This window comes from Actinoplanes sp. NPDC049802 (assembly GCF_040656595.1).
Taxonomy (GTDB): domain Bacteria; phylum Actinomycetota; class Actinomycetes; order Mycobacteriales; family Micromonosporaceae; genus Actinoplanes.
Window position 1 is genome coordinate 22193 of sequence record NZ_JBFAMR010000005.1, and the last position, 13336, is coordinate 35528.

The window sequence follows — 13336 nt, forward strand, 5'->3', positions numbered from 1 at the left end:
GTGAAGATCAGGAGAAGAGCCGCGGCGTACGGCGTGTGCCGCACCGCGGACGGGCGAGTGCTGCTCACCCGCGGATCGGACGAGTCGGCCTTCCCCGGCGTCTGGTCCCTGCCCGGCGGCGGCATCGACCACGGCGAGCACCCGGACGACACCGTGGTCCGGGAGTTCACCGAGGAGACCGGCCTGCGGGTGCGGATCACCGGGCTGCGCACCGTGCTCGCCGACCTGGCCCGGCTCCCCGACGACTCCGTCGAGCACACCGACCGGATCATCTACGACGTCGAGGTGACCGGCGGCGAGCTGCGCCCCGAGACGGCCGGCACCACCGACGTCGCCGCATGGCTCACCCCGGCCGAGGTGGCGGCTCGCCCGCTGCTGCCCTTCACGGCCGGCGTGCTCGGCGTCAGCTTCGAACACGCCGCCCCCGAGGTGCCCGCCGGTGAGCCGGAGCGCACCGGGCGGATTCAGCGATTCGGAGCGTACGCCCTGGCCACCGACCCGGACGGCCGAGTCCTGCTGACCCTGATCGCCGACGGATACCCCGGAGCCGGGCTCTGGCACCTGGCCGGCGGAGGCACCGACTTCGGCGAGACCCCGGAGACCGCCGTCGCCCGGGAGCTGTACGAGGAGACGTCCCAGCACGGCCGCATCACCGGTCTGGTGGGCGTTTCGCACCGGTACGATCCGGCGGCGCTCGGCCCCGAAGGAGTGCCGCTCGACTGGCACGTCCTCCGCGTCGTCTACCGGGTCACCGTCGATCGGCCCACCGTCGCGAGGGTCACCGAGGCGGCCGGTGGATCCACCGCCGAGGCCGCCTGGTTCACGCCCGAACAACTCGACGGACTGCTGCTCACCGAACTGACCCGGGATGTGCTGGGCCGTACGGGCTAAAATCGTCACACGGAAGGTCGATGAGGTGTCCGTCGCACCACGCGAGGGATGAAACGGATGGCTCTCGTCGTTGCACTCCAGGACTGTTCGCCCTCTCGCCAAGGCCGTCCGGCTGTGCGATGGTGTAACCCGCAATTTCGCCGGGCTCGCGACAACCCGGCGGGACAACCGAACTCCATGGAGGAAGCACGTGCCGAGTACCCCTTGGCGCCGGCGTCGAACGACGGATAGTCCCCGTCCCGCCGGGCGTCGTTGGGCTGGCCGGCTGCGCCGCGGCGGGACTCTCGCGCGGCAAGCCCTGTTGGTTCGGGTGGGCCGCCGTTCCGCTGAGACCGGGCGGGCCGCCACCGCGACCCGGGCCGAGGTCTTGCACATCGGTTCCGACCCGGTGCGGACTCTGACGATTCCCGCGCCGGGGGTTCCTGTGGAGGTGTCCATCGCCGGGGCCGACCCGGCGCCGGCTTCCATTCCGCTGCTGCCGGGTGAGCGCACCATGTCCCGCCGCGCGAGCTTCGCCCTCGTCAACGCCTGCACACTGGCCAGCCTCGGCCTCGGCCTGCTGGCGATCTTCCTGGCCATGGACGGTCAGGTTCGGATCGCCGCGGCCTGCCTGGTGGCCTGCGTGGTGTTCGACGGCCTGGACGGCGCTCTCGCCCGCAAGCTCGGCGTCGCCAGCCCGTTCGGCGCCCAGATGGACTCGCTCGCCGACATGTGCTCGTTCGGCCTGGCCGCCCCGGTCGTCGTCTACGCGTCGCTCGCCGACGAGGTTCCGCAGGCCGCCGCCGCGGTCGCGACCGCCCTGGTGGCCGGGTGTGCCGCGATCCGCCTGGCCCGCTTCAACGTCTCGCCGAAGGACGGCCGCTTCTTCTGCGGCGTGCCCACCACGATGGCCGCCGCCGTCCTGGCCCTCACCGTGCTGATCCGCCTGCCGCTGCCCGGCATGGTCCAGCTCGCCGGGGTCACACTGCTGGCCTTCGCGATGGTCTCCAGCTTCCCGTATGCGAAGCTCGCCCGCCTGCTCAGGCTCCCGCCGTGGCTGTGGCTCCTGCCGATCGTCGGCGCCCTGATCCAGCCGCGCATGACGTTCGTTCTGATCGTCGCCACCTACCTGGTCAGCGGCCCGATCCTCTGGATGCGCGCCAAGCGCGTCTGATCCACACCGCTTCACGCGCGAAGGCCGCCTCCCGGCTCGGGAGGCGGCCTTCGCCGTACACGCTGTCTCAGCACTGCCCGGCAAACCAGGCGCCGCCGACGCGGGCCGATCAACGACTCTGATCAGCCCGCGGTCGGCACTGATCGCTCAGATGAATCGGGCGATCACGGTGGAGCCGCCCACCACGCGCTCACCGACGGAGACCAGGGCCTCCGCACGGTCGGCGGGAAGGTAGACGTCGGTGCGCGAGCCGAAGCGGATGAGGCCGTAGCGCTCACCCTTCGCCAGCAGGGTGCCGACCGGGGCCCGCTGCACGATGCGGCGGGCGATCAGGCCGGTCCGCTGGGCCACCACGACCGTGCCCTGATCGGTGTCGAGAACCGTGTAGGCGGCCACGTTGTGCTCGGCCGCCGCGGTCGCGGCGTTGGCGTAGCCGCCCTCCTCGACGAAGTAGTCGGCCACCCGGCCGGCCACCGGGGCACGGTTGACGTGGACGTCGAACACCGACAGGAAGACGGCGATCCGGAGGAACTCGCCCGGGCCGAAACGCTCGTCGTGCATCCGCTCGACGGACAGAACCTTGCCGTCCGCGGCGGAGATGATCGCCGACGGGTCCGCCGGGACGTCACGCTCCGGATCACGGAAGAAGGCCGCGACCGGAGCGGCCGCGAGTGCCGGCACCAGCCAGAGCTTCGACTTCGGCCGGGCGCGGCGGGCCAGCGCGGCCAGGCCCAGCGCGATCCCGGCCGCGGCGACCCCGTTGGAGTCGATGTGCATCGTACGGGTCAGCGGGACGCTCGACGTCCGGTACGCCGGGGCCAGAACCGCCGCCGACGACACCTCCGCCGGGCTGAACCGGAGCTTGTGCACCCGCAGCGGCGGCTGATTGCGGACCACCAGGTCGGAGCCGACACCGAACAGCGCGCCCTGACGGAAGAGCTCCGCGGCGGCGCCGGCGGTCCGCCCCGGCCCGGCGGGCACCGCCACCGACAGGACGGCGCCGTCGGCCAGGTATTTGCCGAGTTGGTCGATCAGGACGCGGGCCTCGTCGGCGGTGCCGGTCAGCGGCTCACCGACGATCACGACATCGGCGGGCTGGGCCTCGTCGAGAGACTCGACGACCCTCACCCGATCGGCGACCCAGCTGCCCAGGCCGGTGATGTGGCCGCGCAGCAGGTCGCTGCTGCTGTTACGGCCGGGAACCAGGGTGAGGGTGTCGCCGGGCAGCAGCGCCTCGACAGCGGCGGCCACCACGGCCGAAGCGTGGTCGGCGCCGACCAGCAGCGCGGACGTGGCCGCGTTCTGCCGGGCGAACTCGGCGGTGAGGGCGCGGGCGGCCCGGGCGCCCACGCCGGGAACGGGCGTGACGGACACGGTCGGAAACGCGGTCATCCAGCGAGCATATTGCCCCGCCCATCGGTCACCGACCGATGGGCGGGGCGAAGGCTCAACGAGCCGGGTGGTCGCGCTCGAACTTGCCGGCCGGATCGTCGAGCAGCTCGCGCACGATCGAGGCGTGCATCTCCGGCGGCAGATCGCCGGGAACATCGACGGCGGCCTGCGCCGCCACCGGGCCGGGCTGCGGCTCGCGGCGGCCGGAGCGGATCGCGCCGAGCAGGCCGGCCACCCCGAAGAAGATCAGTCCGCCGGCCACGATCCAGCCCACCGGAGGCAGGTTGACGGCGACCACCTGGGAGACCGCCCACCAGAACGCGATCGCCAGGAAGATCAGCCCGAAGCTGAGCGAAACCCCGTCCATCCGATGCGGTCTCATGACATCAACTCCGCTTCGCTCCGACGTCGCCATGATTTCGAACCCGTTCCCGATGATTCGCTCGCAAGGTCGCTCATCGGATCACTTCCAGATTTCCGGCCTCGACCCGGAGATCGAGTTGCAGCGTGCCCCCGCCGGCACCGTCCGCGCCGAGGTCGTCGGCCTGGCGGGCGCTGCTGTCGTTGTATTCCTCGCCGAACAGGACCAGCCGGCCGCCCTCGACACGGGCGGTCACCGAGGCGTCCACCTCCGGTGGGAGGACCACCCGGAGCTGACCGAGTTCCATGCTGGCGGTGATCGCCTGGGTCTGCCCGGTGAAGTCGACCCCGCGCAGGTCGAGCGTCACGTTGCCGAGGTCGAACGCGTACTCGTCGGCGACCGCGGCGAGGTTGGCCGGACGGTAGACGCTGGGCGTCCAGTCGCGGCCGAAGCGTTCCAGCCCGGTGGCCGTACCGAGGGCGAAGCTGAGCACGAGACCCAGCGCGATCAGGCCCCGGGCCCGGCCGAACCAGGTGCCGACGATCAGGCCGAGGGCGGTGGTCACCAGAGCGGCCGCGAAGTAGGTGGCGATCGACACGTCGACGCCGCTCATGTCGATCGCGACGACCAGCCCGATCATCATGATGACCGCGAAGAACGTCAGCCGGCCCAGGATCGAGCGTTCCCTCGGCGGCTTCGGCGGGCGCGGCGCCATCGGCGGTGAGGGCGGCGGCGGAGCGGTGGGCGGGCCGGCGAACGGCCCGTGCGGTGCGAACGGCGGACGGTACCCGCTGGACGTGGCCGGCTTGCTCACCGGTTCGCCGGCCGGCTCGGCCGCGGGCGGCGCCACGAACGCCATCGTCGGCTCCTCCGTGGACGGCGGCGGGGCGTCCGGTGGTGGTGGCGCGGCCGCCGGGAACGGTGCCGTGCCACCCCTTTTGATCAGCAGGAACGCCCCCAGGATCACGGCCGCGGCCAGCATGCTGGCCCGGGCACCGGAGTTGACGATGAAGGCGAAGGTCAGCAGCGCGGCGCCGCCGAGCAGGACCACCGACAGCGGCGCCATCCCGGAGCGGCCCTTGCCGAGCAGTGACTCGACCGGGGAGGACGTGTCGCCCTCGGACGGGATGATCAGCCAGCCGATCAGGTAGAGCAGCACACCGGTGCCGCTGAGCACGGCGAGCACGCCGAGCAGGACCCGCCACAGGACCGGGTCGGTGTTGGTGGCCCTGGCGAGGGCGCCGCAGACGCCGGCCACGTAGCGGCCGTTGCGGGGGCGGACGAGCTGCTGGCGGGACCAGGCCGCGGAGGCCGAGGCGACCCACGGCGGCACGTTGGAGCCGGGCGGGAAGCCCTCGGGCTGGTCGGAAGGTGCCTGGTCACCCTTGGGACCGGCACCGGGCGCTTCATCGGTCATGGCTTCGATCCTGGTCCGCGGGCCGCCCGAGCCGCCTCCGGAGACGACCCTGAGGCCACCCTGAGATATCCGGCCCGGATGCGGGGGAAGTTCCCCGTGGCCCGCCGGTGCGTCGCGTGTGACGATCGGGGGGTGACTATCGCCGCCCCGCCGCAACCCCGCCGGCTGTACCGGCCGCGTGACCAGCGCATCGTCGCCGGGGTCGCCGCCGGGTTGTCCCGCCATCTCGGTGTGCCGGTGCTCGGCGTCCGGATCGCGCTCGTCGTGCTGCTCGGTTTCAACGCCCTCGGCCTGCTGCTCTACGCGGCCTACTGGGCGGTGCTGCCGCAGGAGGCGCGCGACGACGAGCAGCCGGCTCGCCGTGACCTGTCGGCTCTGCTGCCGTTCGCGGCCATCGGTCTCGGTGTGGTGCTGTTGCAGGCCCAGCTGTTCGGCGACTCGGTGAGCACGACGGCGGGCTGGATGATCGCGGTGATCGCGGTCGGCGCCGGTGTGATCTGGCACCAGTCGGATCCGAGCCGGCGGGACGCGTACACCGACAATCCGGCCTCGGCGCCGTGGTTCGCGGCGATCGTCTCGGAGACCGACCGGCGGTCCTTCCTCTTCCGGTTCATCGGCGGCGGCATCCTGGTCGCGGTCGGCATCATCGGCGTGGTGGCGGTGTACGCCCCGGCGGGCTCGCTGTCCGCTGTCTTCAACGGCGTGATCTTCGCCTTCGTCGGTCTCCTCGGTGTCGGCGTGGTGGTGGCGCCGCTGGTCTGGCGTACCTTCGGGCAGCTGCGCGCGGAGCGTGAGGGCCGGATCCGGGAGCAGGAGCGGGCCGAGCTGGCCGCGATGATCCACGACCAGGTGCTGCACACGCTGGCGCTGATCCAGCGCAACTCCGCCGACATCAAGGAGGTGCAGCGCCTCGCCCGAGGGCAGGAGCGCAGCCTCCGCAACTGGCTCTACCGGCCCACCTCGTCGCCGACCGAGCGGTTCGCCGCGGCGCTGGAGCAGGCGGCGGCCGAGGTCGAGGACACCTACGCGATCAGCGTGGAGACCGTCGTGGTGGGGGACACCCGGTGCGACGACCGGGTGGCGGCGCTGGTGGCGGCGGCCCGGGAGGCTCTGGTCAACGCCGCCCGGCACGCCGGTGTACAGACGGTTTCGCTCTATGCCGAGGTGGAGGAGGATGAGCTGAGTGTCTTCGTCCGCGATCGGGGCGCCGGTTTCGACATGGGCGGTGTGGCGGAGACCAGGCATGGGGTTCGTGGTTCGATCATCGGGCGGATGCAGCGGCACGGTGGCCGGGCCGAGATCCGTAGCGCCCCCGGAGACGGTACCGAGGTGCGGTTGATGCTTCCCGTCACCAGGGAGAGCGTGACCGCCGGTAAGGAGTCAGTGAGATGACCGAGCCCGTTGTCGAGCCGGAGGCCCGGCGGCTCAACGTCTTCCTGGTCGATGACCACGCCATGTTCCGCGCCGGGGTGCGGGCCGAGTTGGGCCAGCACGTCGACGTGGTGGGCGAGGCGAGCACGGTGAGCGAGGCGATCAGCCGGATCTCGGCGGTGCAGCCGGACGTGGTGCTGCTGGACGTGCACATGCCGGACGGCGGTGGCCGGGCGGTTCTCGAGTCGGTACGCCGTACGCACCCGCAGGTCCGGTTCCTGGCGTTGTCGGTGTCGGATGCCGCGGAGGACGTGATCGGCCTGATCCGGGCCGGCGCCCGGGGCTATGTGACGAAGACGATCTCGCCGGACGAGCTGGCCGCCGCGGTGCGCCGGGTGGCCGACGGCGACGCGGTGTTCAGCCCGCGGCTGGCCGGCTTCGTGCTTGACGCGTTCGCCTCCCGGCCGGACGTGCCGGTGGCCGACCCTGAGCTGGACCAGTTGACCAACCGTGAGCGTGAGGTGCTCCGGCTGCTCGCACGGGGTTACGCGTACAAGGAGATCGCCAAGGAGCTGTACATCTCGATCAAGACGGTCGAGACCCACGTCTCCAACGTGTTGCGTAAGTTGCAGATGAGCAACCGTTACGAACTGTCACGATGGGCGGCCGACCGGCGGCTGGTCTGACCCTCCCGGAGGGCCTTACAGGCAGACTTCCTATAAGCTGCGCTGCGTGCCGAACCGGAAGCCCCGGTGAGTATGCCCAGTTCAGGATGGGCGAATAGGCCTAAACCATCACTCATGGGGCTTTTAGCGGACGTAGATGGCTAATATCGGCTTGATAACGGCGCTCTGGGTTTCGGTGCCTCTGTGTCACAGTGGCACCTACTCACACAACCCCCGTGAGCGCCCCTGAAGGAGGCACTCCCATGCCTGGGAAACGCCCGTGGAAGATGGCGGCCGCTGCGGCCGCCATCTCCTTGTTGGTCGCCGGATGCGGAGGTGGCGATTCGGAGGATCCGACCGCCAACTCGAACACCATCGTGATCGGTATCTCTGAGCCTGAGCACCTGCTTCCGTCGAACGCCACCGACGACAGTGGCTCGCAGGTGCTGTCCTCGCTGTTCTACCCGCTGGTCAACTTCAACAGCGCGCAGGAGCCGGTCGAGGTCGCCGCGGAATCCATCACGCCGGACAAGACCAACCGGGTGTGGACCGTCAAGCTCAAGCCGGGCTTCACCTTCCACAACGGCGAGCCGGTCACCGCGCAGAACTACATCGACGCGTGGAACTACGGCGCCTACGGGCCGAACGCCCAGACCGGCGGATACTTCTTCGAGCGCATCGCCGGTTACGCCGAGCTGAACCCGCTGGACCCGGACAAGGCCGGCCCGAAGAAGGCTCCCACGCCGAAGACCAACGAGCTCTCCGGCTTGAAGAAGGTCAACGAACTGACCTTCACCATCACCCTGTCGGCGCCGTTCTCCAGCTTCGAGTCGGTGCTCGGCTACTCGGTCTTCAACCCGCTGCCCAAGGCCGCCTTCTCCAAGCCCGGCGTGATCGCCGAGGGCTTCGAGGACCAGATCATCGGTAACGGGCCCTTCAAGATCAAGGGCAAGTGGGAGCACGACAACAAGATCGTCGTGGAGAAGGTCAGCGACTTCAAGGGCCAGGTCCCGAAGATCGACGGCATCACCTGGAAGATCTACCAGGACGAGCAGACCCAGTACGCGGACCTGGTCTCCGGCAACGTCGACGTGCAGATGAACATCCCGATCGAGGCTCTCTCCAAGGCGTCGGCCGACCTGGGCGACCGGTTCCAGATGAGCGAGAACTCCGGTTTCGACTTCATCGGCTTCCCGACGTACCAGTCCGAGTTCTCCAAGCCCGAGATCCGCAAGGCGATCTCGATGGCGATCAACCGGGAGGAGATCTCCGACCAGATCTTCCTCGGCTCCCGGATTCCGGCGAAGTCCTTCGTCTCGCCGGTGGTCCGCGGTTACCGCGAGGGCATCTGCGGTGAGGCGTGTGAGTACAACCCGCAGAAGGCCCGGACTCTGTACGAGGACAACGGCGGCCCGTCCGAAATCAAGATCACCTATAACGTCGACGGTGGTCACAAGGCCTGGGTCGACGCGACCTGCAACCAGATCAAGGCGTCGCTCGGGGTGAACTGCACCGGTATGCCGGAGCCGAAGTTCTCGGTTCTCCAGCAGAAGGCGCGGGCCCACGAGCCGATCGGCCTGATCCGGCTCGGCTGGATCATGGACTACCCGCTGATGGAGAACTACCTCGGCCCGCTGTACAGCACCAACGGGTCGTCGAACCACTACGGCTGGTCCAACTCCACCTTCGATCACTTGCTCAAGCAGGGTTCTCAGGCGCCGACGCCGGAAGCCGCGATCAAGAAGTGGCAGCAGGCGGAGGATATCCTCGTCCAGGAGCTGCCCGTCATCCCGCTGCGCTTCTCGCAGAACGTGTACGGCTACTCGGAGAAGGTTCAGAACGTCGAGATGAACCTCTTCAAGAAGGTCGATCTCTACGAGATCGAAACGGTCGCCTGATCTGACCGCACGACTCTGGTGGCGTCACGGAAAGCATGCGACCGTGACGCCACCGCTGTGTTGCCCCACTTCATCGTCGTCGCCGTGCCCACAAGGCCGGCGCTGTGCCGCGGAAGAGGCCAAGACCCGTAATGTTCCGCTACATCGTGCGGCGCTTACTACAGATGATCCTGACGTTCTTCGGGGCCACCTTCGTAGTCTTCGCGCTGATGTTCGCCAACCAGGACGACCCCATCCAGGCGCTGGCGGGCGAGAAACCGGTGAGCGACAGCCTGCGTGCTGCACTCACCGAGCGTTACCACCTGGACGAGGGTTTCCTGGCCCAGTACTGGTACTACATGAAGAGCCTGCTCACGGGCGATCTGGGTAAGTCGCTGACCGGTCGCGACATCTCCGAGATGCTGGCCGACGCGTGGCCGGTCACCATCCGGCTGGCGCTCATGGCCATCCTCATCGCGGCCGCCATCGCCGTCACGGCCGGTGTGTATTCCGGCATCCGGCGCGGTGGGCTGTTCGACAACGGCACCCTGCTGGTGACGCTGTTGTTGCTCGCCATGCCGATCGTCGTGCTGGCGCCGCTGGCCCAGCTGGTCTTCGCCATGGAGCTGCGATGGTTCCCGGCCACCACGGACCAGGACGCGACACCGTACGAGCTGCTGCTCCCCGCCCTCGTGCTGGCCACCACGGTCATCGCCACTCAGCTGCGGGTCACCCGTACGTCGGTGGTGGAGAACCTGCGGGCCGACTACGTGCGCACGGCACGCGCCAAGGGCCTGACCTCCGGCCGGGTCACGTGGGTGCACGTGCTGCGCAACTCGCTGATTCCGGTGATCACGCTGATCGGTGTCGATCTCGGTGTCCTGATGTCCGGCGCGATCGTCACCGAGGAGGTCTTCAACATCCCGGGCGTCGGGTTCAACCTGGCCCGCGGCATCCGCACCGAGGACGGCCCGCTCGTGGTCGGGTTCGTCAGCATTCTGGTGATCATCTTCTTGGTCGTGAACCTCGTCGTCGACCTGCTCTACGCCGCCCTCGACCCCAGGATCCGTTATGAGTGACCCCAACCTGATCACCGTGGCCGAGGCGCCGGACGTCAGCGGCAAGTCCCGGAGCCTGGCCGGCGACGCCTGGCTGGACCTGCGGCGCAACAAGATCTTCTGGGTGTCGGCGGTCCTGGTCGTCCTGATCCTGCTGATGGCGCTGGCCCCGTCGCTGTTCACCTCGGCCGACCCGGGCGCCTGTGCGCTGTCGAACAAGCACAAGGGCCCGGACGGCAGCGCCTTCTTCGGCTACGACTTCCAGGGCTGCGACGTCTTCGCCCGTACCATCTACGGCACTCGCGCCTCGATCGAGGTCGGTGTCCTCTCCACCCTGCTGGCCGGTGTGCTCGGCCTGGTCTTCGGGTTGTCCGCCGGCTACTTCGGCGGGACCACCGACGCGGTGCTGTCCCGGCTCACCGACATCATGCTGGGCGTGCCGTTCCTGCTCGGCGCGGTGGTCTTCTCCGGCCGGCTGTCCGGCAGTGCGGACGACGGCGTCTGGGCCGTGACGCTCACCCTGGGCCTGCTCACGTGGACGTCGGCGGCCCGGGTGATGCGCTCCTCGGTGATCGCGGTGAAGAGCCAGGACTACGTGGCGGCCGGCCGGATGCTCGGGGCCGGCCCGGCGCGGCTGATGCTCCGGCACATCCTGCCGAACTCGATGGCCTCGTTCATCGTGGTGCTGACGATCCTGCTGGGCACCAACATCGCGGCCGAGGCGACGCTCTCCTATCTGGGTGTCGGCCTCAAGGGCGACGCGATCAGCTGGGGCCTGCAGATCGCCGAGGCACAGGACTATGCCCGGATCGCGGCGCACCCGCTGATCTGGCCGTCGGTCTTCCTCGCCGCCACCGTGCTGGCCTTCATCATGCTGGGCGACGCCATCCGCGACGCCTTCGACCCGAAGTTGCGGTGACTGAACCCCATGAGCGAGCTTGCGAGCGAATCAGCCAACTCAGCCGCTGAGTCATGTCGGCGCCGGAGCGACGCGGAGGTGACGGCATGACTGACATGAAGGCACAGGTGGACGTCCTGCCCGGGATCGATCCGCGGGCGCCCCTGCTTCAGATCAACGACCTGCACGTCGAGTTCCGTACCCGGGACGGTGTCGCCAAGGCGGTGAACGGGGCCGGTTTCTCGCTGTCGCCCGGCGAGACCCTGGCGATCCTGGGCGAGTCCGGCTGCGGCAAGTCGGTGACCGCTCAGGCGATCATGGGCATCCTGGAGAGCCCGCCCGGGCACATCACCTCCGGCGAGATCCGTTACCGCGGTGTCGACCTGCTGAAGCTGCCGGAGGCCCAGCGCCGCAAGGTGCGCGCCAACCGGATCGCGATGATCTTCCAGGACGCCCTGTCCGCGCTGAACCCGGTCTACACCGTCGGCTTCCAGTTGGCCGAGTTGTTCCGGGCGCACCGCGGCATGTCCCGGTCGGACGCGAAGGCGCGGGCCGTCGATCTGCTCGACCAGGTCCGGATCCCGAGCGCGCGGAGCCGGGTGAACGACTATCCGCACCAGTTCTCCGGTGGCATGCGGCAGCGCGTCATGATCGCCATGGCGCTGGCGCTCGACCCCGAGGTGCTGATCGCCGACGAGCCCACCACGGCTCTCGACGTGACCGTCCAGGCGCAGATCATGGGCCTGCTCGCGGAACTGCAGCGGCAGCGCAACATGGGCCTCATCCTGATCACGCATGACATGGGTGTGGTCGCCGACGTCGCCGACCGGATCTCCGTGATGTACGCGGGCCGCGTCGTCGAGGAGGCCCCGGTCTACGACATCTACGCCCGTCCCGGGCACCCGTACACCCGGGCGCTGCTCGAGTCGATCCCGCGGCTGGACCTCAAAGGACAGCAGCTCAGCGTGATCCGCGGCCTGCCGCCGGCGCTCACCGACGTGCCGCGGGGCTGTGCTTTCAACCCCCGATGCCGGTACGCCAAGGATCCCTGCCGTCAGGATCCGGCGCCCCCGGCGTACGCCATCGCGCCGCACCGTACCGCGCGCTGCCACTTCTTCCGGGAGGTCCTCGGTGAGTGACGTCGTCCTCGAGACCAGGGGACTGGTCAAGCACTTCCCGATCACCCAGGGGATCCTCGTCAAGAGCAAGATCGGCGCGGTCCGCGCGGTCGACGGTGTGGACCTGCAACTGCGCCGGGGCGAGACGCTCGGCGTGGTGGGCGAGTCCGGCTGCGGCAAGTCGACGCTGGCGAAGCTGCTGGTCGGCCTGGAGAAGCCGACCTCGGGCTCGGTCATGGTGCGCGGCCAGGACATGACCCGGCTCTCCGGTTCGGCGATGCGCCGGGCACGCCGCAACATCCAGATGGTGCTGCAGGATCCGTACACCTCGCTCAATCCGCGGATGACGGTCGGCGACATCATCGGCGAGCCGTTCGAGATCCATCCCGAGGTGGTGCCGAAGGACAAGCGGCAGCGGGCCGTGCAGGACCTGCTCGACACGGTCGGTCTCAACCCGGACCACATCAACCGCTATCCGCACCAGTTCTCCGGCGGCCAGCGGCAGCGGATCGGAATCGCCCGGGCACTCGCACTGAAGCCGGAGATCATCGTCTGTGACGAGCCGGTGTCGGCGCTCGACGTGTCCATCCAGGCCCAGGTGATCAACCTGCTGGAGCGGCTCCAGGACGACTTCGGGCTGTCGTACATCTTCATCGCGCACGACCTGTCGGTGGTCCGGCACATCTCCGACCGCGTCGCCGTCATGTATCTCGGCAAGATCGTCGAGCAGGGTCATGACGTGGCGATCTACGATCAGCCGACTCACCCGTACACCCAGGCTCTGCTCTCGGCCGTGCCGGTCCCGGACCCGCGCCTGCGCGGCCGGCGCGACCAGATCGTTCTGGAGGGCGACGTGCCGTCGCCGGCTGACCCGCCGTCCGGTTGCCGGTTCCGGACCCGCTGCTGGAAGGCACAGCCCGTCTGCGCCGAACAGGAGCCGTTGTTGCAGATCAGGGAGCGCTCACCGCATCCCAGCGCGTGTCATTTCGCGGAGATCCGGTACGCGGCGAGCCGCTGAGAATCACGGCAACGGGCCGGGAGATCACTGATCTCCCGGCCCGTTGCCGTTTTCCCTAGATCATCCGGCCATCTTGCGTAACCGAAAATCACACTTTCGTGACTAAAAGTACTAGTT

At 69.2% G+C, this 13336-nt stretch carries 12 protein-coding genes; 9 read left to right on the plus strand and 3 right to left on the minus strand.

Translation table 11 applies throughout. The features are described from left to right. Together AB0I88_RS05070 and AB0I88_RS05075 are read left to right on the plus strand one after the other, a co-directional pair. Positions 1-891 (plus strand): NUDIX domain-containing protein, encoded by an 891-nt coding sequence (locus AB0I88_RS05070; protein ID WP_361018459.1) that lies wholly within the window; start codon positions 1-3, stop codon positions 889-891. Positions 892-1156: 265 nt separating this feature from the next. Beyond that, the gene (locus tag AB0I88_RS05075; protein WP_361018907.1) at positions 1157-2044 is read left to right on the plus strand and encodes a CDP-alcohol phosphatidyltransferase family protein; all 888 of its coding nucleotides are present in this window, start codon (positions 1157-1159) and stop codon (positions 2042-2044) included. A 147-nt stretch (positions 2045-2191) separates the two neighbouring features. On the opposite strand, the gene AB0I88_RS05080 is transcribed toward AB0I88_RS05075, so the two are convergent. The 3 genes from AB0I88_RS05080 to AB0I88_RS05090 all read right to left on the minus strand — a co-directional run bounded on the left by AB0I88_RS05080 (position 2192) and on the right by AB0I88_RS05090 (position 5214). Then, on the minus strand, positions 2192-3436 hold the full coding sequence (locus AB0I88_RS05080; protein WP_361018462.1) for a phosphatidylserine decarboxylase: 1245 nt from the start codon (positions 3434-3436) through the stop codon (positions 2192-2194). 55 nt (positions 3437-3491) lie between these two features. After that, positions 3492-3818: a hypothetical protein gene (locus tag AB0I88_RS05085; RefSeq protein WP_361018465.1), complete on the minus strand. Its 327-nt coding sequence runs from the start codon at positions 3816-3818 to the stop codon at positions 3492-3494. 73 nt (positions 3819-3891) lie between these two features. After that, entirely contained in the window at positions 3892-5214 is a 1323-nt protein-coding gene (locus AB0I88_RS05090; protein WP_361018468.1) for a PspC domain-containing protein, read from the minus strand. Between the two features lie 132 nt (positions 5215-5346). On the opposite strand from AB0I88_RS05090, the gene AB0I88_RS05095 reads away from it, so the two are divergent. The 7 genes from AB0I88_RS05095 to AB0I88_RS05125 all read left to right on the plus strand — a co-directional run bounded on the left by AB0I88_RS05095 (position 5347) and on the right by AB0I88_RS05125 (position 13219). Then, positions 5347-6606, plus strand: coding sequence for a PspC domain-containing protein (locus AB0I88_RS05095; RefSeq protein WP_361018471.1), 1260 nt, complete (start codon positions 5347-5349; stop codon positions 6604-6606). Next, positions 6603-7271, plus strand: a complete 669-nt coding sequence (locus AB0I88_RS05100; RefSeq protein WP_361018474.1) for a response regulator transcription factor — start codon at positions 6603-6605, stop codon at positions 7269-7271. Before AB0I88_RS05095 ends, AB0I88_RS05100 begins: the two co-directional genes overlap by 4 nt. 242 nt (positions 7272-7513) lie before the next feature. Further along, positions 7514-9148 carry an ABC transporter substrate-binding protein gene (locus AB0I88_RS05105; protein WP_361018476.1) on the plus strand — a complete coding sequence of 545 codons (1635 nt, stop codon included), beginning with the start codon at positions 7514-7516 and terminating at the stop codon, positions 9146-9148. Positions 9149-9279: 131 nt separating this feature from the next. Beyond that, entirely contained in the window at positions 9280-10206 is a 927-nt protein-coding gene (locus tag AB0I88_RS05110; RefSeq protein WP_361018479.1) for an ABC transporter permease, read from the plus strand. Further along, positions 10199-11104, plus strand: coding sequence for an ABC transporter permease (locus tag AB0I88_RS05115; RefSeq protein WP_361018482.1), 906 nt, complete (start codon positions 10199-10201; stop codon positions 11102-11104). The genes AB0I88_RS05110 and AB0I88_RS05115 overlap by 8 nt, the downstream gene beginning before the upstream one ends. Positions 11105-11190: 86 nt before the next feature. Beyond that, positions 11191-12222, plus strand: coding sequence for an ABC transporter ATP-binding protein (locus AB0I88_RS05120; RefSeq protein ID WP_361018485.1), 1032 nt, complete (start codon positions 11191-11193; stop codon positions 12220-12222). Next, the gene (locus AB0I88_RS05125; RefSeq protein ID WP_361018489.1) at positions 12215-13219 is read left to right on the plus strand and encodes a dipeptide ABC transporter ATP-binding protein; all 1005 of its coding nucleotides are present in this window, start codon (positions 12215-12217) and stop codon (positions 13217-13219) included. The genes AB0I88_RS05120 and AB0I88_RS05125 overlap by 8 nt, the downstream gene beginning before the upstream one ends. The last annotated feature ends 117 nt before the right edge of the window (positions 13220-13336 follow it).